Source organism: Mycobacterium sp. (assembly GCF_965229265.1).
Lineage (GTDB): Bacteria > Actinomycetota > Actinomycetes > Mycobacteriales > Mycobacteriaceae > Mycobacterium.
This window is the reverse complement of the sequence record NZ_CBDDIY010000012.1, coordinates 277546-302846: the sequence shown is the minus strand read 5'-3', so window position 1 is coordinate 302846 and position 25301 is coordinate 277546. Positions and strand designations below refer to the sequence as shown.

Genomic DNA, 25301 nt, shown 5'->3' with positions numbered 1-25301 from the left:
CGCGGGGGAGCGGCTAGCGTCTCAACGCCAGTGCCGCAAAGCCGATCGCGTTCGCGTCGTACTCGGCCTTGCGCCGCCGGCCCACCAGGAAACCGGGCGCCGCGATGAACGCGGTCTCGGGCAGCCGGGTGCGGGCGTTGAGCATCGCCGTGGCCTGAGCGCTGCTCCCGCACACGGCGATCGCCCACAGCATGTCGTCGGTTACATGATCGGCGATCGACTGCGGCCGGTCGGATCGGAATGCCCCGCGGATCGCGGCGACCTGCTCCTGCCAGCCGTGCAATTCCACGAGCGCGTCGTAGGTCCGGACGGTGAGATAGAACGCGATCTGCATTCTGGCCTCCCGGATCGCGCGTTGCGGGTCCGCGTCGTCGATCGCGGTGATCAACCAGCCCCAGCGGCGCAGGGCCGTCACGTCGCGGCCGGCAGCCGACGCGCCGGCGGACAGTCCGGGATCGACGACCTCGCCCCACCATCGGTCGGTGAACAAGCCGTGGCCCAGAATGCCGTCGGCAGACCCGCCCGCGACCCGGATCATGACCTTGTTGAAGGCCCCCAGCAGGATTGGCGGCTCGAGACGGCCGAAGACGGGCGCGCGGATGTCGGCGTCGACATGGTAGAACTCGCCGCTGTACCGGATCGGCTGACCGTTCTCGGCGTGCAGGTAGGCCTTGATCACGTCGACGAGTTCGGCCATCCGGGCGGCCGGTCGGTCGGCATCGACGGCGAACCAGTCCCGGTTCATCCGCGCACTGCCCGCCCCCAGGCCGAGGAAGATCCGGCCGGGCGCCAGCTGCGACAGCTGGCGCGCCGCCGAGGCGTGGACGAACGGGGATCGTGCGAACGCGTAGGCGATGCCCGGCCCGACCAGAGCGCTGCCGGTGCCCAGAGCCATCTCGGTGGACGTCACATACGCATCGCGGTCGCTGAACTCACCGGCGCAGAACGCGGCGGCCCCGGCCGCCTCAGCTGACCTGGCCAGGTCGCGGCCCGGCCACGGAATGCCCCAGTTGGTAAGGGAACTCATGTGCTGACGAGTGCGGCTCGATGTTGGGCGACCGTGCCGTCCATCGCCTCGTCGACCTTGATCCGGCGCAGCAGCAGATGCAGGTCGTGCTCCCAGGTAAAGCCGATTCCGCCGTGGACCTGCAGAGCGGTGCCGGCGACATCCGCCGCAGCGGTTTTGGCATATGCGGCTGCTGCGGCGGCGGCGCGGGCGCGCTCTGCCGGTGACGCGGTGTCGAGCGCCAACGCTGCCGCCCACAGGGTGGCCCGGCTTGCCTCGACTCCGATGGCCATGTCGGCGCAGTGGTGTTTGACGGCCTGAAACGATCCGATGGGCACGCCGAACTGCCGGCGCTGGCCGGCGTAGGCCACTGTCATCTCCAGTAGTCGGGCTGCAGCGCCCAGCGCGTCGAGCGCCCGGTGGACGGCCATCGCTTCGATTGCCAGAATAGCTGTTCCAGAAGGCAATTCGGCACGTACCGCGGCTTCGGCCGCCGGCCTGATCCTGGCCCAGGTGCGCGAATAGTCGAGGGTGCGCATCGGCACCAGGTCCGGCGCGTCGACGACGATGCAGCTCTCGCCGCCCGGGGATTCGGCAAGTACCACCACCCCGGTGAGGTCGGCGGCCATCGGCACCGGGGTGGTGACCTCTGCGGATCGGCCGCGCAGCCGTGCGACCCCGTACACGGCGCGCCCGTCGGCAGCGGCGCCGGCCTGCGGCAAGCCGGCCCGATCCAGCAGCCACACCGCCACCGCCGCATCCGCGATCGGCAGTGAGCTTGCCGCCCAGCCGTGCGCCTCGGCCAGTACCGCGAGGTCCACGTGAGTCCCACCCAGGCCGGGGGTGAGCAGACTCGCCAGACCAGACTCCGCCAGATGCGCGATGCCTGCGGGGTCGATGGTGATCGGCTCCTCATCGAGGACTGCTCGCAGGCGCTCGAGGGGATCGTGCCTCGCCAGCCAGCCCCGCTCGGCGTCCCCTAGCTGCTGTTGTTCGTCGCTCAGCCCGAAATTCACGGCCCGCCTACTTCAACAGCGGGTCGCGGGGAAGCCCGAGAATGCGTTCGGCGATGGTGTTGCGCATGATCTCCGACGTGCCACCGGCGATGGTCAGGCACCTGGCGAACAGGTAGGCGTGGGTAATCGCCGGGGCCTCTCCCGTCACCGCGGCCGGGCCGGCCAAGTCGACTGCCAGCTCGGCCAGATGCTGGGAGCTCTCCGCGTTGAGTAGCTTGGTGACGTTGGCTTCCGGCCCGGGCCCCGCGCCGGCCAGCGCCCGGGCCGCGATCCGGATATTCAACGGCCGCAACGTGTACAGCTCGGCGAAAACCTCACCGCAGCGTCGGGATAGATGGTGGCGGGTGGTCTCGGAAGCCTTGTCCAGCAGGGCGACAACGTCGTCGGGTCCGATGTCGACCGACCCGCTGCCACCTCCGATCGAGACCCGCTCGTTGCCGAGCGTCGCCCGGGCCACCTTCCAGCCTTGTCCGACCTCCCCGACGACATCAGCGTCCGGGACGAAGACCTCGTCGAAGAACACCTCGTTGAACAACGCCTCGCCGGTCAGTTCACGCAGCGGCCGCACCTCGACACCGGCGGCGCGCATGTCGATCGCCATCATCGTGACCCCGGCGTGTTTCGGGGCGTCGGGATCGGTGCGCACCGTCGCCAGCCCCCACTGACATCTCTGGGCGGTGCTCGTCCATACTTTCTGGCCGGTCACCCGCCAGCCGCCGTCGACCTTGACCGCCGACGTCCGCACGGCAGCGGCGTCCGATCCGGCATCCGGCTCGCTGAACAACTGGCACCATCGCTCGTGGCCGCGCAGCACCGGCTCGACCCAGCGGCCGCGCTGTTCGTCGTTGCCGGCCTGAACGATGGTCAGCGTCACCCACCCGGTGATGCCCATATCGGGGAAGTCGATACCGTCGAACTCCTCATCGATCACCAACTGCTCGACCGCACCGGCGCCGCGCCCCCATGGCCTGGGCCAATGTGGGACGAAATAGCCTGAATCAACGAGGAATTCGCGCTGACTGCCCGCCGCAAGACGGCGAGCCGCAGCGGCCGCGGCTCGAGCCCCGGTACGGAACACCTCGGCTTCCTGCGGAAGCGTGAACGACGGGCCGGTGGCTTGCTTGCACCGCTGGGCGTCCACGATCTCGGCCAGTGCATCGTCACCGTTGCCGAGTACCGCGGCCACGGTGCGCGCCCGCCGCAGGTACAGGTGGGCGTCGTGCTCCCAGGTGAAGCCGATGCCGCCGTGCAGCTGGACATTCATCTCGGCGGCAGAGACCACGGTGCGAACTGCGTGCCAGGCGGCCACCGCGGCGGCGAAGCCGGCGCTGTCGATGTCCTCGGCGCGGGCGGCGTCCCACACCGCCGCGGTCGTCATCTCGATGTCGACGAGCATGTTGGCCAGGTGGTGCTTGACCGCCTGGAACGTACCGATGGCCCGGCCGAACTGCTGGCGCACCTTGGTGTACTCGCAGGACATCTCGAGAGCGGCACGCGCTGAGCCCAGCGCCTCGGCGGCGGTCAGGATCCGCCAGACCGTCCGCAACCGGCGGGCGGCGCCCCGGATGATCCGGTCCTCGTCGACCCGCACGCCGGTCAGGCGCACCTCGCCGATGCCCCGGGTGGTGTCCAGAGCGGCAGTTGCGGCGGTCACGCTGACCCCGGGCTCCGAAACGTCCAGCACCAGAACGTCATCGGCGGACAGGACGGCGACGATGTCGGCCTGCGGGGCGCCCAGCACGGCTGGGCAAGTTCCGGTCGCGCCGCCGTCGGCGTCGAGACGGACACCGTCACCGACGGCGACCGCGGCGACGGTTGAACCGGCTGCGAGCCCGGGTAGGTACATGGTGCGCAGCGCGTCGGTTCCGCACTGATCGAGTACTGCCCCCAATACCGCGGTGGGCAGGAACGGGCCCGGGCACAGCTCGTGCCCCATGGCATCGAGCACGATGGCCAACTCGGGCAACCCGAAACCCGAGCCGCCATAGCGTTCGTCCACCGCCAGGCCATGCCACCCGAGATCGGCAGCGGCTGACCAGATGTCGCAGGGGTGCGATCGGGCGCCGTCGGCGGTGGCACGTGCGGCGGCGAGAGCCTTCGAGCGCCTCAACTGTCCGAGTGCGGCCTCGGCCAGCTCGACGTGTTCATCGGAGATGGCCAATGCGGATGTAGTCACGCCGTGATGTCCTCTTCGTCGGTCAACGAATGTCCCATTCGAGTGGAGTCAACGAATGTCCCATTCGAGTGGCAGGGACGCGAGCGCGCAGATCGACCCTGGAAGGTCCTCCACCACCGCGCCCGCGGGGATGCGGTAGTCGGGAATCTGCTTGTGCCACTCCTCGATCGCGATGGTCAGCTCCAAGCGGGCGAGGTGTGAGCCGAGGCAGCGGTGCACTCCGGCGCCGAATGCGATGTGCCGGTTGGGACGTCGGCCGATCTCGATGTGCGCGGCGTCGGAACCGAATTCGGCTGGGTCGCGATTGGCGGCCGGGGTGGCGAGGATGACGCGGTCGCCCGCTCTCATCGGGCATCCGGCGAACTCGATGTCCTTCGTCACCACCCGGCCCGGATTGACGATCGAGTTGGTGCGCAGCAGCTCCTCTGCGACGTCACGGGCGGCTACCTCGCCGCTGACCACCTGGTGGCGTATTTCGGGGTGATCGGCCATATACCGGAAGATGTAGCTCAATGACGCGGCCACCGTGTCGAGCCCCCCCATGTAGAGCAGGAAGGTCATCGACAGCGCCTCCTGCTGGGTCATCAGCCGGCCGCTGGGCAGCTTCTCGGTGGCGATGGTGGTCAGGATGTCATCCCGGGGCGCCTGACGCCGCTGCTCCAACAGGTCGCCGAGGAATCCGAAGATCGCCGCGCGAACGCCATGGCGGATCCGGTAGTCGGGGTCGTCGGCCGGGCTGGTGTGGATCAGCGTGTCGACCCATTCCAGCATCTGCTCGGACTTCTCCACCGGTAGACCCATGAGGTGCATGAAGATTCGGGTGGGATACACCTTGCCGAAGTCCCGGACGAACTCGGCCTGACCGCGGGGCGCCAGTTCCGCGACGAGCTCGGCGCAGAACTTCCGCACGTCGTCGGCGCGCTCGTTGACCGCGCGGGGGACGAAGTAGTCCGCGATGAGGCTGCGGTACTCGGTGTGTAGTGGCGGATCGATCTCGGTGGGAATCCACGGGTTCTTGACCGCGATCATCTCGTCGGTCTCCCAGACCTCGATCGATCTGCTGGAGAACGTCTCCCAGTCCTGGAATGCCGAGCGGACGTCTTCGTAACCCATCAGCAGCCAGATACGCCGGGGCGTCGCGGTGTCGTTGAGTCGCACCGGGTACTCGTTACGCAGTGCGTCCCAGCGGTGGCCCTGGTCTTTCGCCAACTCCGGGTCGACACGGTAGTCGTAGTCCGATCCGTACTTTGCCAGGTCGTACACCATGGTCGAACCGTACCAGCCTTTATCTAACTTAGTAAGACAGGTGGGCGGGCTCAGTCGGGTAGGACCGTGACGATTCCCGCCGTGCCGTCCACCTCCACGAGCTGCCCCGTCTGCAGCCGACGGGTGGCGGTATCCACGCCGACGACGGCTGGGATCTCGAACTCGCGGGCGACGATCGCGGTGTGTGACATCGCGCCGCCGATCTCGCTGACCACTCCGGCCGCCGCCGCGAACAGCGGCGTCCAGCCGATGTCGGTGACGCGGCACACCAGGATCTCGTCGGGCTCAAGGCCGTCGTCCGGATCGGTGAGCACCCGCACCCGGCCTCGGACGATGCCGCGGGAAACCCCGGCCCCCTCCAATCGGTCGGACGTGGTGGAAGTCGTTGCGGTGACGGGCTCCCAGTCACCGTCGATGAGGGCCGGCATCTCGATGCCGGCGAGGCGCTCGCGTTCGGCACGACGGCGGGCCACGCGCTCGGCGGCATCGGCCGGCGGGTGCGCCCACTCATCGATGCCCAGGTAGAACACCGCGTCGCGATCAGGGAGGATCCCCGCCGCGCAGAGCCGTGTGCCCTTCTCCCGCAACGCCAACCGCAGCTGGTGGTAGATCCTGATCGACGCGTCGCGAATCCGTTCGCGTCGCTGTAGGGCCGAACCGGCGACCTTCTCGAGCAGGCTGCGGTGCGCGGGCGACGTGGACCCCGGTTCGGGGGACCGCTGCGTGCTCGACGCTTGGTAGATCGACTCGAGCAGCAGCCCCGGACGGTCGGTGAACATCTCGTTGGCCAATTCGTATTCGCCCGGTCCCCGGTGGCCGACGGCGGCCAACAGCTCCGAGACCGCCGCATGCAGTTCGGGACAGTCCCCGGCGAAGGCCCGCATCGGATCCGGATCGCGGCGGTGTTTCTCCAGCGCCTCCCGCACGGCGGGGTTGTTGCGGACCAGCGCGGCCACCCGCTGGACGCCGTCCAGAGCTCGGCCACTGGCCAGCGCTCCCGCGGTCAGATCACCGCTGGTGCCCCGTCGTTCGGCTGCCGACAGCGTCGCCGCGCCGACCATCTGTGCCCCCGCGTTGATCTCCTGGCTGTCGACGAACGTGTCGATGAGCAGAGCGATACGGGCGTCCAGCTCGGGACCGGTCAACGCCGCGACATCACTGCCGGACCCACCGAGTCGCTCGGCCTCGTCCAGTAGCCACTTCTCCGAGAGCCCCAGGCGGGCCAGGGCCAAGGCGCCCTTGCGCACAATCGTGCCGGCCGCCTTGGCGTCCGCCCAGGACAACCCGGTCTGGTGGCTTCCTTCGGGCAGTGGGACACCGAGGTACTGCGCGTCGGCCTGCTCCGGGGTGCTGCCGGGCATCCGTTCGTAGACACCGCGGATGATCGAGACGTTGATGAAGACACCGTGGGCGAAACTGCACATGCTGCGGGCCTGGGTCTCGTGCGCCAACAGTCCGTCCAGGCCCACCAGCCGGCCGGCAACCTCAGAGCCGGCTCTCAGGCTCAACAGGGAGATCTGCAGCGACAGTGGTGTCATCGGCCCGCCCATGGCCTCGCCGACGTTGGTCGCGGTGAAGGTGCCCATCTGCGGGTCGATCTCGTCGTCGAACTCGCCGCGGAACTCCGTGGGGCCGACGGCCCGAAGCTCGTGCCCCGGCCAGGGCGACAGGTCCGGCCGCCACCCGGGGTCGGACAGCGGCAGGACGCTGCGGCGGGGGAGGTTGCGCCCGCCAAGGTGAATGTAGGTGCGCAGCGAGCGGCGGGTATCGACGACCGCGTCCTCGTTGGACCACGCACAGTAAAAGCCGAAGTCGTCTCGCAGGGGGGCGGTGTCGGCGACGGGCCAGGGCGCCACGGCGTCGGGAGCCAACCTGGCGGCCGCGGCGCGGGGCAGGCCGACCAGTCGCTTGCCGAGCAGTTCGGCCACCCGGTCGAGGGGCAGCGCACCGTCGGCGGCCAGGTTGACCACGCCGGCTCCGGGTTGCAGCACCAGATCGGTCAGGAACCGGATGGCGTCATCGTGATGGACGAACTGCCGCAGCGGTTTTGGATCTACCGACGGACACAGGATCACCGGTCCGGCGAACTGGTCGGTCACTGTGCTACGCACTCCGCGGCCGATGACCGGTGCCATCCGCACGACGATCGTGGACGGACCGTCCCCGTGGACGAGACCCGTCACACTCTTACCGTGGCAGGTATCCGGGGCGGCGGGTCCAGCCTGGACCAGCCGACCTACGTCGTGGAGCCGCGCAGCCACCACGAGGTTGGTCAAACCGGTTACGGCGTTCCGCGCGATGTTGAGCACCGCGTCGTCGGGGCCGAGGCCGGCCATGGCGGCATCCGCCACTCGGTGATCTGTCATGTCACCGGTGAACGCCACCGCCTCGACGCCCCGCAGGGCCAGCTCGCGGCACACCCCACGACCCAACAGCTGGTCAGCACCGATGACCAAGACCCGCATGACAGTCCTCTTCGATTTGTCGGTTTCGACTCGCTACAAAGTAAACCAAGTCATATGGGTTGGTGGCCGTGGTTAGGATCGAGCTGCCAACCAGGGAAGGTGCGGTAGAGGCGTGACCAGACAATTCGGGACCACTGCGTTCGCCGGGGCCGCGGCTCTTCTGGCACTCGGCGCGGTCACCGTGGCCTGCTCGTCCCCGAATGACCGGCCGGTGGGGGCGACCACCAGCACCGCCGGGAACTCCCGGCTGGCGGACTTCAGCGCGCAGTTCAGCGCGGTGAGCATGGACCGCTCCTGCACCACCGACGTCGGTTCCGCGGAATGTGGCAGAGTCACCGCGCAGAAGATCGACCTCGTCAGACAGGTCGAGCCGGAGCTGAAGGCGGCGCCCGACACCGGTCTCGTCGGCGACGCGCGGCAGGTCGGTGATCGCATCCTGAGCACGGCGAATACCTGGTCTGAGTCGGGTTGTCAGGCCAAGCCCGCAACGCAGGCCTGCGCTGCCCCGGCGACGGCGGTCGAATCGGACTTCTCGGTGCTGTCCGCCTATCTGCTGCAGATCAGCGGCGGCTGAACCACCGCAGCTCACCCGGGTTCGACGGCCGCCAGGATCAGATCGACCAGCCCCTCGGCATAGCGGTCGGCGGTGGCCGCCAGACGTTTGACCCGTGATGGTGGCGTGGCGAGAAGATGCATGAGCAGGCCGCCGAAGAGCGCGTCGAGCAGCGTCGTCACCGGAGCGTCGCGCGGCAACTCGCCTCGGTCGATGCCGCGCTGGGCGATGGCCCTGATGGCCGCCGCGTTGGCCGCCATGAACGCCTCCCAGCGCGGCGCGAGCTCGCGCACCGCCCGCGCCTCGGCGGACAGACGGATCAGCACGTCGCCGTACTCGCCGAACAGGATCGCGAGGATGCTGCGGCTGAGCACCAACAGGTCGCCCCGCAACGTTCCGGTGTCGGTGTCGTAGGGCAGGTCGATGCGCGACTCGAGGCTTTCGAGCAGCAGCGTCGTATGGTCGGGCCAGCGCAGGTAGATCGAGGACTTGCCGACCTTGGCCTCGCGGGCCACCGCGTCGATGCTGAACCCGGACCAGCCGACCCGGCCGTAGATGTCGCAGGCGGTGCGCTGAACCCGCTCCACGACCAAGGGGTCGCGGGGCCGGCCGGCACCGTTCGACTGCGCCATCACCGTCCTCGAGCATCGGCGTTTGCACCTGTGTTCAGGCTCTACGCAGATTACTGGCCCGCCCGCGGGTGACTCGAAACTAGGGTGCGCCGGCGCCGGCGCCGGGCCCGGAACCGTTCGAAGCCGACGTAACCCGAGACCAGGGGCGACAGCGCGGCCGGGTATGGCGGTGTGATGAGCCGGGCCAGACTCAGCGGCAGCCGACTCGTGGTGACGGTGCGCTGGTGGGTGAAGGTGTCGAAGCCGGTCCTGCCGTGGTAAGCGCCCGAGCCGCTGCGGCCCACCCCGCCGAACGGCGCGGCCATGACGGCACAGTGCAGGGCGAAGTCGTTGACCGTCATGCCGCCGCTGAGGGTTCGGGCGCGAAACTCGCGCAGGCCGGGTCCGTCGGGGCCGTACCAGTATGCCGCCAGCGGCGAGGGCCGTGCCGCCACGTAGTCGCAGGCCTCGGCCACGGAGTCGTACGGCAGCACCGAGAGCACCGGCCCGAAGACCTCCTCACGGGCGACCAGCATCTCGTCGGTGACGCCGACGAGGACTGTCGGCGGCAGCCGTCGCCGTGCCGGGTCTGGTGCGGTTCCGGTGTCGTACACCGTCGCGCCGTGGGCGCGGGCGTCGTCGATCAGCTCCGACACCCGGGCGAAGTTCTTGTCGTCGACGATGCTGACCAGCCCGGCGCCGTCCTGCGCGGATGCCGCGATGCGGGCGTGTTCGATTGCCGCTGTGACGAATTCGTTCACCCTGGCACGAGGGACGAAGGCGTAGTCCGGGCAGAGGCAGACCTGGCCGCCGTTGGCCAGGCGTGCCGCCATTACCCGCCGTGCCATGGCCGCCACGTCTGCGTCCCCGGCGATGACGGCCGGGTTCTTGCCGCCGAGCTCCAGGGTGACGGGAACCAGGTTGCGGCCGGCGGCCTCGGCGACGCGGGCGCCGACCTGTGGTGAACCGGTGAAGAACAGGTGGTCGAAGGGCAGTGCGCTGAAGGCCGCCCCGACCTCGGGGCCACCGGTGACGACGGCCAGTTCGGTGGGATCGAAGTAGTCAGGCACCTTGGCGCTGAACAACTCTGCGGTGCGCGAGGTGACCTCGGAGAACTTGATCATAACCCGGTTGCCTGCGGCGAAGGCCGAGGCCGCGGGCTGGACGACGAGGCTGACCGGGAAGTTCCACGGGCCGATGATCCCGACGACGCCGAGCGGCTTGTGTTCGACCACGGTCGGCAGGCCCAGCAGCGTCGAGGCTCTGATCCGGCGCTGGCGCATCCACGACGCCAGGTGGCGGCGGGTTGCCAGCATGTCGGCCAGAATGCCGGCCACCTCAGAGACCAGATTGACGGCGTGCGGTCGATTGCCGAAGTCGGCGTTCAGCGCGGCCGAGAACTCATCGGCGTTCTCGGTGAGCAGCAGGATCAGTCGGTCGATGCGGTCTCGCCGAAGCGCCGCGGACGGCGGGCCCTTGGCGAGGAAGTCGGCTCGCTGCGCGTCCAGGAGCCTGCGCATGTCAGCGGTGTCAGCGGTGTCAGCGGGCATCGGACTCCTCAACGGTTTGTGGTGCAAGCATTTTCAGCAGCGGCAGAGTTACGGCGGCACATGTGACGAGCATGAGCACCCCGCCCAGCCGATGGTCCAGCTGCGCCGGGATCCCCAGTGGGCTGCTGTGCCCCATCGTGGTGTCCGGGCCGATGATCGCGGCAAGAGCCAGGATCGCGCCCACCTCCTGCCCGATGACGAGCCCGCGACGGCGCACCGCGGTCCGGACCAGGCCGGCGGTGGTGAGAATCGAGGCCCAGTAGCCGATTCCCACGACCACGATGATCGGAGCCAGCCACAGCGGGACGAAGCCCAGCTGTCCTGCGCGGTTGTGGATCCCCGGTAGATGCAGCGCGATCAGCAGTATCGAGTAGGTCGCCGTCGCCGCGATCACCGCCGCACGGCAGGGCCAGGTGGTCGGGGTGGGCCGGGCGGGTGGACGTCGGCCCGCGGCGGCGACGAGCAACAGGGGTACCACCACGGCCAGCACTTCCAATGCGGCCATCGCGACCACGTGGGAGGCCGCCGCTGTGGTGCGCACCGCGGGGGACGCGGCCAGCGCGGCCAGCGCCGCGGCGGCCAGTACCGCCGCCGCCCAGGCGCGGCTGAACGCCCACCACACCAGCGCACCCGAAGCGAGCACGCCGATCGCTATCGTGGCGGTCGACCAATGTGCCGCGGCCGCAGGATGCATGGCAGCCATGCCGGAATGGGAGTGGTGCGGCGGCGATTGCGGTGGGTGAGAGTTGTGCAGGACGAGTGCGGCCACCGCGACGGCGGCGCCGATCTCGAGCCCGGCGGCCAGCAACAGCCGCGGCGTGAGTCGGGCGCTCTGGTAGGACGGTGGGGCCGGGGCGGTCCGCACCGCCATCACGGATTCCTGATCAGCGCGGGCAGCCGCTTCTGCGAGACCGCACGCGAGAGTGCGCCCGCAAGTTTTGCGCCCTTGCCGACCAGCGCCTGCGTCTTACCCGCCGCCAGCGCGTCGTATCCGCCGCGCGCCACCGCTGCCGGTGATCCGGCCTTGTTCTTGTCGAACATGTTGTGCAGCAGCGATTTACCATCGAAGTCGGCGATGCCGCCGGAGCGGGCGAACTTCGTCTGAGTGGCTCCCGGTGTCAGGCAGGTCACTGTGACGCCGTACGGCTTGAGTTCGGCCGCCAGCGCGTAGGTGAAGGTGTTGACGTAGGACTTGCTGCCGCAGTACGCCGCCATCCGGGTCGACGGCACCATACCGGCGGTCGACCCGACGTTGAGGATCGAACCCCCGCGACGCTCCTTCATCAGCCGTCCGAACAACATCGATGTCTCCGTCAAAGTGAGAACGTTGAGTGCGATCATGTTCGACACACGGTCGGTGGGCAGGTCGACGGCGTCGCCGAAGCAGGCGAAGCCGGCGTTGTTGATCAGGACGTCGGGAATCCAGTCATTGGCCTGGCACCACTGAAGCAGGGCCGCGGCGGCGTCGGGCTTGGACAGATCCATCTGCAGCGTCTGCAAGCGGGGCGCCGCGGCGCGGAAGTCCTCGGCCAGCTGGTCGAGCTCATCCTGGAGCAGGCTCACCGCCAGCACCTGCGACCCGTCTCCCAGATAGAGCTTGGTGAACTCTTTGCCGATGCCTGAACCGGCCCCGGTCACAATGACTTTCCGCATGGATTTCCTTTCGTGGCCGGCGTCTACAGCGCCGGGGTCAGTGCCAGCTCGGTCCGGCCGCCCAGATCGACGGAGAAGCTGAGGTCTCCGCGCTCATCGGCGACGACCCGGTCCTCGACGGCACCGTCGAGGCGGTAGTGGCCGCCGGGCACGCATCGGCGGACCCCGATCGACACCCGGCGCGCGCCGTCGCCCGGCCGCAGCACCAGCTGCAGGTCGGTGCCGTCGGTCCGGGTCGAGGCGACCAGTACCTCCGGGTAGTTCGCCCCATCGAGGATGGGGCCGGTGTGGACCTCCACGCCGGGACCGTCGGCGATCAGGGCGCGATAGCCGCCGGCCGGGTTGAACCGGGCCAGCGCGATCATCGCGTTCATGTTCGTCGACAGCCCGTCGTACCACCGGGTCCCGCCGGATTCGGTGGGGGGCAGCTGGCGGTCCAGCGATGCCGCGAGGATGTCGTAGAGCTCGGTGTCGCCCATCTCGGCGGCCGCCCACAGCACCGGTCCGAACGCGCCCAGGTGGGTCTTGTGGTAGTTCCCGGTATCGATGGCATCCCAGCCGCGAAGGACGATGGTGGGCTCCGGTGTTGTTGCGGTGTCGATGAACTCGCGGCGCGCGATGGCCCAACACCGTTGAGCCAGCTCCGGATCGAACGCGTGCAGCATGCTGGCGAGCCCGCAGTCGGCCATCGTCGAGGTCAGCATGGGGATCGTCACGCCGAGTCGGGAGGAGCGGATGGCGGTCACCCGGCCATCCGGGGTGATGAACTCCTCGTGTAGCCGCCGCCGGAACGTTTCGCCGACGGAGTCGACGAAACCGGTGCCGTGCAGCCTGTCCGAGAGCATCAGTGTGTTGATGCCGGTCATGTTGCAGGCGCTGTAGATCCAGTTCGGTTCGCAGGGGAACAGGGTCATGCCGGAGCGTTGCATGTTCTCGTGGACCGCCGCGCACACCATGTCGTGGGTATAAGGCCAGGTCCGCTTGCCCAGCCGGAACGGCATCGCACTGGCGTGGCGGTACCGGTCGTCACCGGTGGTGGATTCGTAGGCGCCCAGCATGGTGCCGAGGTACCCGGACAGCATGATGTTGTCGCGTTTCATGGGATCCCAGTCCAAGCTGAGGTTTCCCCAGGTCTGCTCGAAGGCCCAGTACCGCCATACCGAGGGCAGCGTCAGCTTGTCGATGAAGTTGCGCTGCGCGGCCGAGAGATAGCCGTGGAACGACGGAACGTAGTGCAGCTGCGCCAACGCCAGCGCCCACTGCATGAAGTTGAGCTGGTAGCGGATCGCCGAGGTCTGGAACTGATCGATTCTGTTGAATCCGTCGAACCGATCCAGCGGTTGCAGCGCACGGTCCAGCAACGCCCGCAAGGTCGCCAGATCTGTCGCCGAAAGCTCGGTGCGCACAGTGTCTTTGGGGCGCGGGTCGATGCGCGGCACGGTGGCCAGGTACTGCGCACGGACCCATCCCCGCTGCTGGGCGGCGCGAAACGCCCGCAGCCGGGCGATCACACCCGCGGCTGCCGCACCGGCGATCGTCGCCGGGACCACCACCCGCGCCCCGTTCCAGGTTGTGCGGCCGTGCGCGGCCTGTCGGCCGGCATTCAGTGCGGCCGTTGCCCACACCAGCGGGGGCAGCGCGATGTTGCCGCTGCCGAACCACGCCACCAGAGAGGCGGCGAAACCGCCGAGGGTCGCCAGGAACCGCAGTGGGCTGCGGGTGAAGACATAGCCGCCGCCCGGTAACAGTGTGCCGAGTGCCACCGCGCGGGTGGCGGGACGCCTGGCGCGCAGCGCCACCGCCGCGGCGGTCGCACCGACCGCGGCAGCAACGACCGCGGTCCGGCGCAGCAGTGCCCGGACCGCTGGCCCGTTCGGGCGGTCGGGGACGGTCAGCGGGTATCCCGCAGCCGGACCATGGCCGGATGCGGGCGAAACCGCGTGCAGGTCAACTGTCATGACGGGCACTCCTTGAACGTTCCTCTGTCGTCGACCAGCGCCCGGTCGGAACGGCTGTTGCGGGCTTGGCGCGACGGGACATTCTGCGCAACCCGGCCCCGAAGAGGGCCGCCACCAATGCGCAGCAGGCCACGTCCGCGCCTCCTTGTCTCCGGATTCCCGGTGATTCGCGGAATCGTAATACCGACGATTTGCGTCGGCAATAGGATTCGGGGATATCGGCGGCTTTGCACACGTGACGGGAGGATGTCGATGGATGGCAGCGCCGGTTCGGACGCCCGGGCCGCAGCGGGAGCGGACGCATCCGCGCGAAAGTCGGCGGCCGGGCGTCGTCGTGATCCGACTATCGACGAAAGACTCAGGCGAGCAGCCCGGACGCTGTACGCCCGAGAGGGCTGGGCCGGATTCCACTTCGACGGTGTGGCGCGCGCAGCCGGTGTCAGCAAGGACGCTGTCTACCGGCGCTACCCCGATGCGCAGGCCCTGCTGCTCGACGCCCTCTCGGACCAGGGTGTGCCCAGGCTTGCCGACGACCGGGCGATCGAGGAGGCGCTGATCGCCTTCGCCTGTGCCGCCTTCGCCTACTTTGCCGGTGGAGAGGGCTACGCCAACCTGCGTGTTCACCTCGACGCACGGCAGTACCCGGAAATCCTCGAGCAATACCGAATTCGCGTACTCGAACCACAGATGGAGCACGCAGTCGGTGTGTTGGAACGAGCGCGGGCCGACGGCGAACTCCATCCGGACACGTCCTGCGCGGCGGTGTTCGAAGCGCTCGGTGGCGCCATCATGTTCTACGCGCTGTCCTCGCCGGGTACTGCGTGCGGCGACGAAGTCGAGACGCACCCAATCGACCCGGATACGGTTCGGCGACTGACCGAGTGCGTCCAGCAGATCCTGCACGGACGGCTGACCGCTCGGCCAAGGGCCGGTAGACAGGGCCCGGGCCGATGAGGTTCCCGGGACGGGCGCTCGCCGTGCCCGAGCAGGCCGGCGGCGAGCCATCCGTGGCGGCGAGGGCATTGACCGCGCTCGCGTTCCTCAGCGGCCTAGCGGCGGTCGTCGCCAATTCCACCCGCGTCGACACCGTGTTCCGCCGGATTCTGCCCGGCCTGTCCTCGGCGGCGAGCGTGATTCCGCTGGCAGTTGTGAGCCTGGTGGCCGGCGAATTCCCGTTACACGTGCTGGCTGCCGAGGCCGCTGCCGGAGTGATACTGGGACGCAAGCTGATTCGTCGGCAGGGTGCCCGGGCGGCATTGCTGGCGATCACCGTGTCATGGGTCGGTCTGGTGCGAGCGCAACGCACGGCGAATCAGGCCGAGGGGGTGTTGGACCGAGCGCTGCGCAGTGCCCTCGGCGACGACTACGATCGGGATCTGCCGCCGGCCACTGGGCAGGATTCGGCCACCCGCCTCCAGGACACCTGGTTTCCCAAGCTGACCGAACGGCGGCGGTATCTGCGCCACGAGAACCTTTCCTACGGTGATGCCGGGATTCGTAATCATCTCGACATCTGGCATCGCGACGACCTGCCGCTGGACGGCCGGGCGCCCGTTCTGGTGCAGATTCACGGCAGTGCCTGGGTCGCGGGTAGCAAGCGCGGCCAGGCCTACCCGCTCATGGCGCACATGGCGGAACGGGGTTGGGTCTGCGTCGCGATCAACTACTCGCTGGCGCCGGGCGCGCACTGGCCCGCCCACATCATCGACGTCAAACGAGCACTGGCGTGGGTCAAGCAGGAGATCGGAAACTACGGTGGGGACCCGGATTTCGTGGCGCTGACCGGAGGTTCCGCGGGCGGCCATCTGACCGCCCTGGCGGCGTTGACACCTCGTGAGCCGATCTTCCAGCCGGGATTCGAGCAAGCCGACACCACGGTGGTCGCTGCAGTGCCCATCTACGGGCTCTACGACCTACTCGGCCGGCTCGGGCACAGCCCGCCGGAACAGGAGGCATTCCTGACCCGGGTCGTCATCGGCGCATCGCGGCACCGGGCCCTGCAGACCTGGGAGCAAGGAAGCCCGACATCGTGGCTGAACCCGGACGCGCCGCCCTTTTTCATCCTGCATGGCGACGTGGACACGTTCGTATCGGCCGGCCAGGCGCGGGCTTTCGCCGAGCGGCTTCTGGCGGTATCCCGCCGGCCGGTGGCCTACGCGGAAATTCCTGGTGCCCAACATATGTGGGAGGCGCTGCCGTCAGTCCGCACCGGGTCGACCGTTGCAGCCGTCGACCGTTTCCTCAGCTCTGTGCACCGTGACTACTCCGTTCGCCGAGGAACCGCGGGTGCTTGCCGAACGTGATTCTCGGCCGTACCCGCGGCAACAGCCGGTAGCCTGGCCGGTCGGGTGCTCGCGCCCATGCGTCAAAGGAGTGGACATGGCCGACGATGTCGTCGACGAGACCAACACCGGCACCGACACCCCGGCCGTGCAGAGCGCGCCGAGCGGTGCTGCCGGGCGGCTTCGGAGCCTGTCGCCGGTGCGGCGCGCAACGCTCATCGGCCTGATCGTGGTGCTCGCCCTCGGCGGACTGTGCGGCCGGCTCGGATACGGGACCTATCAGGCCAAGCAGGCTGAACGGTCGCGGGCGTTGTTCGTCGAGGTTGGCAGCCGGGGAGCGCTCAACCTCACCACGGTCGACTTCGAACACGCCGAAGCCGACGTCAAGCGCATCCTCGACTCGGCCACCGGCGAGTTCTACGACGATTTCGAGAAGCGCTCGGGAGCGTTCATCGACGTAGTCAAGAAGACCGGTGCCAGATCGGTGGGCACCGTCACCGCGGCGGGGCTGGAATCCGTCAACGGCGACGAGGGTCAGGTGCTGGTGGCGGTATCGGTCACGACCACGAACAAGGCCGACCCCGGGGGCCAGCCGCCGCGACACTGGCGAATGCGGTTGAGCGTCCAGAAGTTCGGCGATGAGGCCAAGGTGGCGAAGGTGGATTTCGTCCAATGACTGACCGCGGATCTGGCACCGGCACGGCCGGCGATCACCTCGACGACACGGGCGGGCCGGCCGACCACCCAACGGCCGACGATCCTCACACAATGCCGCAGCGGCACCTGGACTGGTCGCGGGCGGTCGCGTTCGGCTTGCTGCCCGCCTTGGCGCTGATGCTTGCGCTTGGTGCGGGTTTCCTGCGATGGGAGTATTCGACCAAGCGGGACGCGCGGGCCGCCGCGGACGAGTCGGTCGGGGTGGCGCGCGACGCCACGGCGGCGATCCTGAGCTACCGCGCTGCGAGCGCCGAGAAGGAACTTCTCGGCGCTCGTGACAGGCTCACCGGCGCATTCCTGGATTCCTACACCGATCTGGTCACCAAGGTGGTGATCCCCGGAGCCACGGAGAAGAAGATCTCCGCTCAGGCGCAGGTGCCGGCCGCAGCGTCAGTGTCGGCCACACCGGGCCACGCGGTGGTTCTGGTGTTCGTGGACCAGACGGTGACTGTGGGCGAGGGTGCCCCGACCAACACCGCCTCCAGTGTGCGGGTCACACTCGACAAGGTCGGCGGGCGCTGGCTCGTCTCCGGTTTCGACCCGATCTGAGCCGGTCGGTGTGGGAGCGTCAGCTTCTGGTCAAGCGTGGCAACAGGTCCCAGACATGCTCGACATTGTTGACACCGGCGACCGCAGGCTTGCCCTTCGACGAATAACCCACCTGGCTGACCGATACGTAGTCGATCCGGAAGGGGAACAGCACGGGGGTGCGCAGTACCTCACCCAGGATGACGTTGATGACTCCGCCGTGGGCGAAGACCACGACCTGATCGGTCCGTTCCGAGGTCGCTACGACATCGGCCTTCGCTGCGAGAACCCGTTCCTTGAAGGCGCTCTCGTCGACCCCCGGGGGAAGGTGGCCGGCCAGCAGTCGCGCGAGCGCGCGCGGATCCTCGGCGAGCATCCGTTCGACCGGGACGTACCCGCCGAGTCCGTAGTCGTACTCGGCGAACCGTGAATCGGTGTCGATGGGAATCCCGAGGGCCTCGCTGAGCGGCTGGGCGGTCTGGTGTGCTCGCCGTTGCGGGCTGCTCACGATGCGGGTGATGCCGAACCGGCGTAGTGCTTCGGGTAGGCGCGCGGCCATCCGAACGCCCGTCTCGGAGAGCGCGGGATCGCCGCTGTCCGCACCCGAGCCGGCCAGGGGCTGCGCATGTCGCACCAACAGGAGTTGCACTGCTTGGACCTCATTTCGTCGGCGCTCGACAATGCTCGACGCCGTCGCGGGCGCTCGCATAGTGTGTCCAGTTAATCTAGACAATCATTATCGGGTGGCAACGGCCTGTACCACTGTCGCCCGGGCACGACGAGCAGCGGGAGGTCAGCGATGCGGCGCCTCGTTTCTGCGGCCGTGATCACCGGCGCTGTCCTGGTGGCGGGCGTGTCGGGCTGCTCTACGCATTCGCCGTCGGGTACGCCGACGAATTCGTCCCGGACCGCCGCCGCGCCCAGTCCCACCGCGCCGGAGCCGCCGATTGCGGCGAGTGTGCCACCGACAGAGACCCGGACCGCCGAGGCGGACGCGAAGGTGACCGTCGATGGCAAGCCCAGAGACGTCAAGGGTGAGGTTTCCTGTTCGGCGACCGTGGACTCCATCAACATCCTCATCTCGCAGCCCACCGCCGCCATCTCCATCGCGTTGTCAACGGATGCATCCTCGGTGCAGTCCGTCGGTATCGGCAGTGTGGACGACGTGAGTCTGAGTTTTCAGGAACATGCTCCCGGCGTCGAGGCCACCGTGACCAAGGACGGGAACACCTACACCGTCAAGGGCACGGCCATCGGCTACGACAAGGACCATCCCGACAGGCAGTTCATACAACCGTTCGAGGTCGTGGTCGCCTGCCCATAGCTCGCCTAGCAGCCACCATCGGGACGTGAGAGGGATTGCAGATGAACGGATCAGGCCGCTGCGCTGCGATGCTGACGTCCCGTCCGCGTCGGTATCTTGCGCGGGTGTGAAGGCTGGTGACCGACCGGCTTGATAGCGTCGGCCCCATGAGCCTCTCCGAGATCCCGCTGACCACCCTCGACGGCAAGGCCACCGCGCTGGCCAACTACGCCGACCGCGCCGTCCTGGTGGTCAACGTCGCCTCCAAGTGCGGCCTGACGCCCCAGTACGCCGCGCTCGAGCAGCTGGCCCGCGACTACGCCGACCGGGGACTGACCGTCATCGGGGTGCCGTGCAACCAGTTCATGGGCCAGGAGCCGGGAACGCCGGAGGAGATCGCGACGTTCTGCTCGACCACCTACGGGGTGACGTTCCCGCTGCTGGCCAAGACCGACGTCAACGGCGCCGACCGCCACCCGCTGTATGCGGAGCTGACCAGCGTCGCCGACGCCGACGGGCAGGCCGGCGACGTGCAGTGGAACTTCGAGAAGTTCCTGATCGCACCCGGCGGCACGGTGGTCAACCGCTTCCGGCCGCGCACCGAGCCTGATGCCCCCGAAGTGGTCGCCGCCATCGAAGCGGTACTGCCGAGCTGAACACCGATGGTCGCCTGACATCTTGATGTCGGACACCGTCTGGAAACCTGGAATTGCCACAATGCGAGCGTGGCTGGACAACTGATCGTGTCGGTGTCCGGGATCAGGGACCGGACACTGGCCGACGTCGACGAGTTCTGCGGCCTGCTCGGCACCCGCGCGGTTCCGGTGTCGCTGCTGGTCGCACCGCGACTCAAGGACGGCTACCGGCTGGAGTCCGACACCCGCACCGTCGACTGGCTGCGAGACCGGCGTTCCGGCGGGGACTCGGTGGTGCTGCACGGCTTCGATGCTGCCGCTACCAAGAAGCGCCGCGGCGAGTTCGCGAGTCTGCCGGCCCACGAGGCGAACCTTCGGCTGATGGGTGCCGACCGGGTGCTCGAGCATGTCGGGCTGCGCACCCGGCTCTTCGCCGCACCGGGATGGACGGTATCGCCGGGAACGGTGGTCGCGTTGCCGCGCAATGGATTCCGGATGATGGCCGATCTGCACGGCATTACCGATCTGCTGGCCGGCTCCACGGTTCGGGCTCGGGTGCTCGGCATCGGCGAAGGGTTCGTCACCGAACCGTGGTGGTGCCGCACCCTGGTGCTGTCCGCGGAGCGCACGGCGCGCCGGGGCGGGATCGTGCGCCTGGCCGTCACCGCGCGGCAACTCCGTAAGGTCGGGCCGCGCCAGGCCATGCTCGACGCGATCGACCTGGCGCTGATGCACGGGTGCACCCCCACGGTGTACCGCGGGGGGTCCGACCCGGCAGTGCCCGCGACGTCAGCTGCCTAGCGGCCGGAACCACTCGCCGTCGTCGCGATACCGCCGTCGACCGGGATGATCGCCCCGTTCACGTACGCACCGGCCCGGCTGGCCAGAAATATCGCGATACCGGCCATGTCGTCGTCACGGCCGATCCGCCGCAGCGGCGCCGAGGCCGCGATCGCATCCCCGAACGTGTCCAGCGTCGCGGCCATCATCTTTGACGGGAACGGGCCCGGCGCCACCGCATTCACCGTGATATGTTGCGGGCCAAGTTCTTTGGCTAGTACGCGGGTGAGCTGATGCAGCGCGGCCTTGCTGGCCGAGTACGAGTACGTCGGCATCACGCTGACGTGGATCGCGTCGATGCTGCCGATGTTGATCACCCGCGCCGGATCGTCCTGAGTGCCGGCCTTGCGCAGCGCCGGAACCAGCTCCTGCACCATCCAGAACGGAGACTTGACGTTGAGGTCGAGCACCTTGTCCCAGGCCGTCGTCGGGAACGATTCCAGCGGCTCGCCCCACGTCGCGCCGGCGTTGTTGACCAGGATGTGCACCTCATCGGTGTCGGCGAGCACTTCGGCGGCCAGCCGTTGGCATTCCTCCTGGCGCGAGAGGTCCGCCGGGATGGCCGTGACCGGGCCGAACGCCGACAACTGCTCGACGGCCGCCGCGCAGGCGTCGGCCTTGCGTGAACTGATGACCACCCGGGCGCCCGCCTGCAGCAGCCCGCGGGCCATCATCATGCCGATGCCCCGGCTTCCGCCGGTGACCAGGGCGGTCTTGCCGGACAGGCCGAACAGATTGGTCAGGTCTGCAGCGCTCACGATGTCTCCTTGGTGCTAGTCGAGCGGCTGATCGAGAAGTGCCTGATGCTGCTTGTCCTGTTGGGCGCGAAGCGCTTTCAGGTCGTAGCGCGGGTCGCCGTCGAGGTCGAAGACGGCGCTTGCCGACGACCTGTCCCAGAACACCGCCACCACGTCGCCGGCGGCGGGTTTCAAGCCGGTGATCGCGAAGGTGTCGGAGACCTCGACGCGCGCCGCCGGGCCGCTGCCGGGATGAACGTCGATGACGAAGTCGTATCGGCGGTAGTCGTTCGTGGCGATCTTCGGGGCCTGCCGCACGTGTACGACGGTGGCCTGGCAGCGTTCGCCGTGGCGACGCAGCCGCCACCTTTCGAACAACACAGAGTGCCTGCCTTAGAACCGGACCGAACTCTCCTCGGGCAGCACCCGGAAGTCGGTGTCGGTCATCTCGGTGAGCCGACCGTAGTAGATGCCGCGTGCCTCCGGAGCCACTATGCCCTGATGGATCGGCACCGCACGCTGGGGTGCCACCGCGCGCAGGTAGTCGACGGCCTCGGAGATCTTCATCCACGGCGCGGCCGCCGGGGTGGCCAGCACGTCCACCGGCTCGCCGGGAACGAACAGCGCATCGCCGGGGTGCATCAACCGGGCCGGGTGTCCGGCGTCGCCCACCAGATACGAAATGTTGTCGATGACCGGGATCTCCGGATGGATGACGGCATGCCGGCCGCCGACCCCGCGGATTCGCAGTCCGGCGACGTTCAACTCGTCGCCGACGTGCACCGCCCGCCACGGTTCGCCGAGTTCGGCCGCGGTGGCCGGGTCGGCGTAGAGCACCGCGCTCGGGTTGGCCTCGACCAGGGCCGGGAGCCGGTCGCGGTCGGCGTGGTCGGGGTGTTGATGGGTGATCAGGATCGCCGACAGGCCGCTCACGCCCTCGAAGCCGTGGGAGAAGGTGCCGGGATCGAACAGCATCGTGGTGCCGTCGAAATCGGCGAGAAGGCATGAATGGCCGAAATGCGTCAATTCCATGCTTACGATTGTGCGCGGGGGAGAGGCTGAGAAATATAAGAAGCATGCGGTTGGTCCTCGCGGTGATGGTGGTGGCCTGCGGGCTCGCCGTCGCGCCCGCTGCTGTCGCCGACCCGGAAAGCTGCCCGCCGCACTGCGACCGCATCCCCGATGCGGCGTGGATGGCCCCCTGGGCGCTGCCGCTGAATGCCCGCTACACCTGGCCGCGGCTGGCGGGTGTGGCGGTCACCGCGATGTCGCCGCGGTTCCGCTTCGAGGAGTTGTGCGGCACGCCGCCGGTCGCTCAGGATCCCCGTGCCTACGCCGTCGCCGAGCGGGCGACGGTGACCAACCCGGAGGGCCAGTGGCAGCTACAGGCCCAAGTCATCCACTGGCGCGGGGAGACCTGGCGCGGTGGGCAGCTGGCCCAGGACGTCTTTCGCGCCGCCGTCGCCGCCCTGCGGTCTTGTCAGCGCACCAATCCGTCGGCGTCGCCCTCGCTGACCGTCGACGAGCCCGACGCGATGGCCGCTGTGATCAGCGGGCCGGTGATCCTGCGACAGTACCTGCTGGCCAACCCCGCCAACAGCACCGTGACGGAGCTGGCGCTGTGGTCCACCGCGCCGCCGCAAACGCCGTGGCCCGCGGTGGCCGACGACGCCGTGCTCGACGCGCTCGGCGCGCCGCTGTGCACCGCCTACATCGGGTCGTGTCCGTGACCCGCCGGTACAGTTGAACCGCAATAGTCGCCGACGCAGCAGGAGCGCCCGTGCCCCGAGTGGTGGTCAACGTGATGCCAAAAGCCGAGATCCTCGACCCCCAGGGTCAGGCGATTGTCGGCGCACTGGGCCGTCTGGGGCACGCAGGAATCTCAGATGTCCGGCAGGGCAAGCGATTCGAGCTCGAAGTCGACGATTCGGTCAGTGACGCCGAACTGGCCGAGATCGCCGAATCGCTGCTGGCCAACACCGTGATCGAGGACTGGTCGGTCACCCGGGAACCGGCGTGAGCGCGCGGATCGGGGTCATCACCTTCCCCGGCACGCTCGACGATGTCGATGCCGCCCGCGCGGTTCGGCTGGCCGGTGCCGAGGCGGTCAGCCTCTGGCACGGTGACGCCGACCTCAAGGGAGTCGACGCCGTCGTCGTGCCCGGCGGCTTCTCCTACGGCGACTACCTGCGCTGCGGGGCGATCGCGAAGTTCGCGCCCGTCATGGGCGAGGTCATCGCCGCGGCCGGCCGCGGCATGCCGGTGCTGGGCATCTGCAACGGCTTCCAGGTGCTCTGCGAGGCGGGGCTGCTGCCCGGCGCGTTGACCCGCAACGCCGGCCTGCACTTCGTCTGCCGCGACGTCTGGCTCAAGGTGGACTCCATCAGCAGCGCATGGACCTCACGCTACGAGTGGGGCGCCGAACTCCTGGTCCCGCTGAAATCCGGGGAGGGCCGGTATGTGGCCTCCGCGGACGTCCTCGACGAACTCGAGGGCGAGGGCCGGGTGGTGTTCCGCTACGCCGACAACCCCAACGGCTCGATGCGCGATATCGCCGGCATTAGCTCGGCCAACGGCCGAGTCGTCGGGCTGATGCCGCACCCCGAGCACGCCACCGAAGCGCTGACCGGCCCGTCCGACGACGGGCTCGGGATGTTCTACTCGGCGCTCGACGCCGTCCTGGTCTAGCGATTTCGGCGCGCGAACCGCCGCCAGGCGAACTGTTCTGTTCGGGGACATCGCTGACAGTTGGATGTCTCGGGACATTGCTGACACCTGAGTAGGGCTGGGACCAGCATGGTTCATGGCCCAGAAGGTGACAGCGATGGATATTCGCATGGCTGCAGCATTGGCCGGGCAGATCGAGAACGTGGCACAGTTTTGCCGCGACAGCGGTATCAGTAGGGAGACGTTCTACAAGTACCGCCGACGATTCGGTCAGGACGGCATCGAGGGGCTGCAGGAGCTCTCGCGGCGCCCGCGGACCTCGCCGAGGCAGACCCCGGTCGAGATCGAGGATCTGATCGTGTTGCGGCGCAAGCAGTTGATCGAGCAGGGACGTGATCACGGAGCCCAGTCGATCGTGTGGGCGTTGCAGCGCGAGGGTATCGCGGTGCCCTCGGTATCGACGGTGTGGCACATCCTGACCCGGCGCGGGGCGATCACCCCGCAGCCGCAGAAGCGGCCGAAGTCAGCGACGAAACGGTTCTGCTTTGATCGGCCCAACGAGTGCTGGCAGTCCGATTGGACCGGATGGGCGCTGGCCGACGGCACCCCGGTGGGTATCGCGGGCAGCCTCGATGACCACTCCCGCTACCTGGTGGGGTTGCGTGCCTGTACCGGTGACGCCGACGCCGCGCTCGTCTGGGAGGTGATGCTGGCGGGTATCGACGAATGCGGGATTCCGTCGATGTCGTTGTCGGACAACGGACTGGTCTATACCGGACGGTTCCACGCGTATGAATCGGCGTTCGAGACCAACCTGTGGGCCCTGGGCGTGCGGACCATCAATTCGGCGCCGTTTCACCCCCAGACCTGCGGCAAGATCGAGCGGTTGTGGCAGACGTTGAAAAAGTGGCTCACCGCCCACGAACCCGCCGCCACTATCGACGAGCTCAACGCTCACCTCGAGCAATTCCGCAACTTCTACAACCATCAACGGCCGCATCGCGCTCACCGAGGGGCCACCCCCGCCGAGGTGTTTGACGCCACCGCCAAAGCCCGGCCCGCTGACCGTCCCGTGCCCGCACCAATCGTGATCAGCCATCACAGCGTTGGCGAAACCTCGGGATACATCTTCGTCGCACCCTACAAAGTCAACGTAGGCCTGCGGTGGGCCGGCCACGACTGCGACGTCATCCGCGACGGTGAGCACATCACCATCCTCAGCGGCACCACCCTGGTCCGCTCCTTCACCGCCGACCCCACCCGCAGCTACCAACCCGGCGACAAAACCACCCGGACCTATCGCACCCGCGAACCCAAACCGGCACCATGAGTGTCAGC

The 25301-nt window shown here is 68.5% G+C and carries 26 protein-coding genes; 12 read left to right on the top strand and 14 right to left on the bottom strand.

The genetic code is table 11. The features are described from left to right. Positions 1 to 13: 13 nt before the first annotated feature. The 5 genes from ADBZ9K_RS19185 to ADBZ9K_RS19165 are packed head-to-tail and all read right to left on the bottom strand — an operon-like array spanning position 14 to position 7929. Positions 14 to 1027, bottom strand: coding sequence for an LLM class flavin-dependent oxidoreductase (locus ADBZ9K_RS19185; RefSeq protein WP_526623243.1), 1014 nt, complete (start codon positions 1025 to 1027; stop codon positions 14 to 16). Then, the gene (locus ADBZ9K_RS19180) at positions 1024 to 2022 is read right to left on the bottom strand and encodes an acyl-CoA dehydrogenase family protein (RefSeq protein ID WP_526623241.1); all 999 of its coding nucleotides are present in this window, start codon (positions 2020 to 2022) and stop codon (positions 1024 to 1026) included. Before ADBZ9K_RS19180 ends, ADBZ9K_RS19185 begins: the two co-directional genes overlap by 4 nt. Positions 2023 to 2029: 7 nt before the next feature. Further along, on the bottom strand, positions 2030 to 4198 hold the full coding sequence (locus ADBZ9K_RS19175) for an acyl-CoA dehydrogenase family protein (protein WP_526623239.1): 2169 nt from the start codon (positions 4196 to 4198) through the stop codon (positions 2030 to 2032). Between the two features lie 48 nt (positions 4199 to 4246). Beyond that, a complete protein-coding gene (locus tag ADBZ9K_RS19170) occupies positions 4247 to 5464 on the bottom strand; it encodes a cytochrome P450 (RefSeq protein ID WP_526623237.1) in 1218 nt (405 codons plus the stop codon). 50 nt (positions 5465 to 5514) lie between these two features. Then, the gene (locus tag ADBZ9K_RS19165) at positions 5515 to 7929 is read right to left on the bottom strand and encodes an NAD-dependent epimerase/dehydratase family protein (RefSeq protein ID WP_526623235.1); all 2415 of its coding nucleotides are present in this window, start codon (positions 7927 to 7929) and stop codon (positions 5515 to 5517) included. Between the two features lie 112 nt (positions 7930 to 8041). Here ADBZ9K_RS19165 and ADBZ9K_RS19160 point away from each other — a divergent pair, with 112 nt between their 5' ends. Beyond that, positions 8042 to 8503, top strand: a complete 462-nt coding sequence (locus ADBZ9K_RS19160; protein ID WP_526623233.1) for a hypothetical protein — start codon at positions 8042 to 8044, stop codon at positions 8501 to 8503. A gap of 11 nt (positions 8504 to 8514) precedes the next feature. Here ADBZ9K_RS19160 and ADBZ9K_RS19155 read toward each other — a convergent pair whose 3' ends face one another. From ADBZ9K_RS19155 to ADBZ9K_RS19135, 5 genes are read right to left on the bottom strand one after another with little or no spacing between them, the layout of a single operon-like run. After that, entirely contained in the window at positions 8515 to 9114 is a 600-nt protein-coding gene (locus tag ADBZ9K_RS19155; protein ID WP_526623231.1) for a TetR/AcrR family transcriptional regulator, read from the bottom strand. 50 nt (positions 9115 to 9164) lie between these two features. Beyond that, a complete protein-coding gene (locus ADBZ9K_RS19150; RefSeq protein ID WP_526623229.1) occupies positions 9165 to 10643 on the bottom strand; it encodes an aldehyde dehydrogenase family protein in 1479 nt (492 codons plus the stop codon). Next, a complete protein-coding gene (locus ADBZ9K_RS19145) occupies positions 10633 to 11514 on the bottom strand; it encodes a hypothetical protein (RefSeq protein ID WP_526623227.1) in 882 nt (293 codons plus the stop codon). Before ADBZ9K_RS19145 ends, ADBZ9K_RS19150 begins: the two co-directional genes overlap by 11 nt. After that, on the bottom strand, positions 11514 to 12296 hold the full coding sequence (locus tag ADBZ9K_RS19140) for an SDR family NAD(P)-dependent oxidoreductase (protein WP_526623225.1): 783 nt from the start codon (positions 12294 to 12296) through the stop codon (positions 11514 to 11516). Before ADBZ9K_RS19140 ends, ADBZ9K_RS19145 begins: the two co-directional genes overlap by 1 nt. 23 nt (positions 12297 to 12319) lie before the next feature. Continuing rightward, positions 12320 to 14254, bottom strand: a complete 1935-nt coding sequence (locus ADBZ9K_RS19135) for a linalool dehydratase/isomerase domain-containing protein (protein WP_526623223.1) — start codon at positions 14252 to 14254, stop codon at positions 12320 to 12322. Positions 14255 to 14506: 252 nt separating this feature from the next. Between ADBZ9K_RS19135 and ADBZ9K_RS19130 the strand changes: the two genes are divergently transcribed. From ADBZ9K_RS19130 to ADBZ9K_RS19115, 4 genes are all read left to right on the top strand, one after another. Continuing rightward, entirely contained in the window at positions 14507 to 15208 is a 702-nt protein-coding gene (locus tag ADBZ9K_RS19130) for a TetR/AcrR family transcriptional regulator (RefSeq protein WP_526623222.1), read from the top strand. Further along, positions 15205 to 16557: an alpha/beta hydrolase gene (locus tag ADBZ9K_RS19125; RefSeq protein ID WP_526623221.1), complete on the top strand. Its 1353-nt coding sequence runs from the start codon at positions 15205 to 15207 to the stop codon at positions 16555 to 16557. Before ADBZ9K_RS19130 ends, ADBZ9K_RS19125 begins: the two co-directional genes overlap by 4 nt. A gap of 76 nt (positions 16558 to 16633) precedes the next feature. Next, positions 16634 to 17212 (top strand): Rv1363c family protein, encoded by a 579-nt coding sequence (locus tag ADBZ9K_RS19120; RefSeq protein ID WP_526623220.1) that lies wholly within the window; start codon positions 16634 to 16636, stop codon positions 17210 to 17212. Next, positions 17209 to 17802: a hypothetical protein gene (locus ADBZ9K_RS19115; RefSeq protein WP_526623219.1), complete on the top strand. Its 594-nt coding sequence runs from the start codon at positions 17209 to 17211 to the stop codon at positions 17800 to 17802. Before ADBZ9K_RS19120 ends, ADBZ9K_RS19115 begins: the two co-directional genes overlap by 4 nt. Before the next feature lie 19 nt (positions 17803 to 17821). Here the strand turns inward: ADBZ9K_RS19115 and ADBZ9K_RS19110 are convergent, their stop codons facing one another. Next, positions 17822 to 18430 carry a histidine phosphatase family protein gene (locus ADBZ9K_RS19110; protein ID WP_526623218.1) on the bottom strand — a complete coding sequence of 203 codons (609 nt, stop codon included), beginning with the start codon at positions 18428 to 18430 and terminating at the stop codon, positions 17822 to 17824. 150 nt (positions 18431 to 18580) lie between these two features. On the opposite strand from ADBZ9K_RS19110, the gene ADBZ9K_RS19105 reads away from it, so the two are divergent. The 3 genes from ADBZ9K_RS19105 to ADBZ9K_RS19095 all read left to right on the top strand — a co-directional run bounded on the left by ADBZ9K_RS19105 (position 18581) and on the right by ADBZ9K_RS19095 (position 20520). Further along, positions 18581 to 19105, top strand: a complete 525-nt coding sequence (locus ADBZ9K_RS19105) for a lipoprotein LpqH (RefSeq protein ID WP_526623216.1) — start codon at positions 18581 to 18583, stop codon at positions 19103 to 19105. Between the two features lie 146 nt (positions 19106 to 19251). Next, positions 19252 to 19740, top strand: a complete 489-nt coding sequence (locus ADBZ9K_RS19100) for a glutathione peroxidase (RefSeq protein ID WP_526623214.1) — start codon at positions 19252 to 19254, stop codon at positions 19738 to 19740. 69 nt (positions 19741 to 19809) lie between these two features. Next, positions 19810 to 20520, top strand: coding sequence for a DUF2334 domain-containing protein (locus tag ADBZ9K_RS19095; protein ID WP_526623213.1), 711 nt, complete (start codon positions 19810 to 19812; stop codon positions 20518 to 20520). Here the strand turns inward: ADBZ9K_RS19095 and ADBZ9K_RS19090 are convergent. From ADBZ9K_RS19090 to ADBZ9K_RS19080, 3 genes are read right to left on the bottom strand one after another with little or no spacing between them, the layout of a single operon-like run. Next, the gene (locus ADBZ9K_RS19090; protein ID WP_526623212.1) at positions 20517 to 21317 is read right to left on the bottom strand and encodes an SDR family oxidoreductase; all 801 of its coding nucleotides are present in this window, start codon (positions 21315 to 21317) and stop codon (positions 20517 to 20519) included. The two genes, ADBZ9K_RS19095 and ADBZ9K_RS19090, sit on opposite strands and share 4 nt — an antisense overlap. Before the next feature lie 15 nt (positions 21318 to 21332). Then, complete coding sequence (locus ADBZ9K_RS19085) at positions 21333 to 21677, bottom strand: hypothetical protein (RefSeq protein WP_526623210.1); 345 nt, start codon at positions 21675 to 21677, stop codon at positions 21333 to 21335. A gap of 12 nt (positions 21678 to 21689) precedes the next feature. Continuing rightward, a complete protein-coding gene (locus tag ADBZ9K_RS19080; protein ID WP_526623208.1) occupies positions 21690 to 22328 on the bottom strand; it encodes an MBL fold metallo-hydrolase in 639 nt (212 codons plus the stop codon). 44 nt (positions 22329 to 22372) lie between these two features. Here ADBZ9K_RS19080 and ADBZ9K_RS19075 point away from each other — a divergent pair, with 44 nt between their 5' ends. The 4 genes from ADBZ9K_RS19075 (at position 22373) to ADBZ9K_RS19060 (ending at position 25293) form a co-directional block, all read left to right on the top strand. After that, a complete protein-coding gene (locus ADBZ9K_RS19075) occupies positions 22373 to 23026 on the top strand; it encodes an ATPase (protein ID WP_526623206.1) in 654 nt (217 codons plus the stop codon). 50 nt (positions 23027 to 23076) lie between these two features. Continuing rightward, positions 23077 to 23316 (top strand): phosphoribosylformylglycinamidine synthase subunit PurS, encoded by a 240-nt coding sequence (purS, locus tag ADBZ9K_RS19070; RefSeq protein WP_457222770.1) that lies wholly within the window; start codon positions 23077 to 23079, stop codon positions 23314 to 23316. Further along, a complete protein-coding gene (purQ, locus tag ADBZ9K_RS19065) occupies positions 23313 to 23984 on the top strand; it encodes a phosphoribosylformylglycinamidine synthase subunit PurQ (RefSeq protein ID WP_526623204.1) in 672 nt (223 codons plus the stop codon). Before purS ends, purQ begins: the two co-directional genes overlap by 4 nt. Positions 23985 to 24099: 115 nt before the next feature. Next, positions 24100 to 25293 (top strand): IS481 family transposase, encoded by a 1194-nt coding sequence (locus ADBZ9K_RS19060; RefSeq protein ID WP_526623202.1) that lies wholly within the window; start codon positions 24100 to 24102, stop codon positions 25291 to 25293. Positions 25294 to 25301: the final 8 nt, after the last annotated feature.

Coding starts and splice junctions, on each gene's coding strand:
- ADBZ9K_RS19150 (WP_526623229.1), bottom strand. CDS start 10,643: ATGCCCGCTGACACCGCTGACACCGCTGACATGCGCAGGCTCCTGGAC.
- ADBZ9K_RS19140 (WP_526623225.1), bottom strand. CDS start 12,296: ATGCGGAAAGTCATTGTGACCGGGGCCGGTTCAGGCATCGGCAAAGAG.
- ADBZ9K_RS19185 (WP_526623243.1), bottom strand. CDS start 1,027: ATGAGTTCCCTTACCAACTGGGGCATTCCGTGGCCGGGCCGCGACCTG.
- ADBZ9K_RS19135 (WP_526623223.1), bottom strand. CDS start 14,254: ATGACAGTTGACCTGCACGCGGTTTCGCCCGCATCCGGCCATGGTCCG.
- ADBZ9K_RS19130 (WP_526623222.1), top strand. CDS start 14,507: ATGGATGGCAGCGCCGGTTCGGACGCCCGGGCCGCAGCGGGAGCGGAC.
- ADBZ9K_RS19165 (WP_526623235.1), bottom strand. CDS start 7,929: ATGCGGGTCTTGGTCATCGGTGCTGACCAGCTGTTGGGTCGTGGGGTG.
- ADBZ9K_RS19115 (WP_526623219.1), top strand. CDS start 17,209: ATGACTGACCGCGGATCTGGCACCGGCACGGCCGGCGATCACCTCGAC.
- ADBZ9K_RS19080 (WP_526623208.1), bottom strand. CDS start 22,328: ATGGAATTGACGCATTTCGGCCATTCATGCCTTCTCGCCGATTTCGAC.
- ADBZ9K_RS19120 (WP_526623220.1), top strand. CDS start 16,634: ATGGCCGACGATGTCGTCGACGAGACCAACACCGGCACCGACACCCCG.
- ADBZ9K_RS19125 (WP_526623221.1), top strand. CDS start 15,205: ATGAGGTTCCCGGGACGGGCGCTCGCCGTGCCCGAGCAGGCCGGCGGC.
- ADBZ9K_RS19155 (WP_526623231.1), bottom strand. CDS start 9,114: ATGGCGCAGTCGAACGGTGCCGGCCGGCCCCGCGACCCCTTGGTCGTG.
- ADBZ9K_RS19105 (WP_526623216.1), top strand. CDS start 18,581: ATGCGGCGCCTCGTTTCTGCGGCCGTGATCACCGGCGCTGTCCTGGTG.
- ADBZ9K_RS19170 (WP_526623237.1), bottom strand. CDS start 5,464: ATGGTGTACGACCTGGCAAAGTACGGATCGGACTACGACTACCGTGTC.
- ADBZ9K_RS19060 (WP_526623202.1), top strand. CDS start 24,100: ATGGCCCAGAAGGTGACAGCGATGGATATTCGCATGGCTGCAGCATTG.
- ADBZ9K_RS19100 (WP_526623214.1), top strand. CDS start 19,252: ATGAGCCTCTCCGAGATCCCGCTGACCACCCTCGACGGCAAGGCCACC.
- ADBZ9K_RS19075 (WP_526623206.1), top strand. CDS start 22,373: ATGCGGTTGGTCCTCGCGGTGATGGTGGTGGCCTGCGGGCTCGCCGTC.
- ADBZ9K_RS19145 (WP_526623227.1), bottom strand. CDS start 11,514: ATGGCGGTGCGGACCGCCCCGGCCCCACCGTCCTACCAGAGCGCCCGA.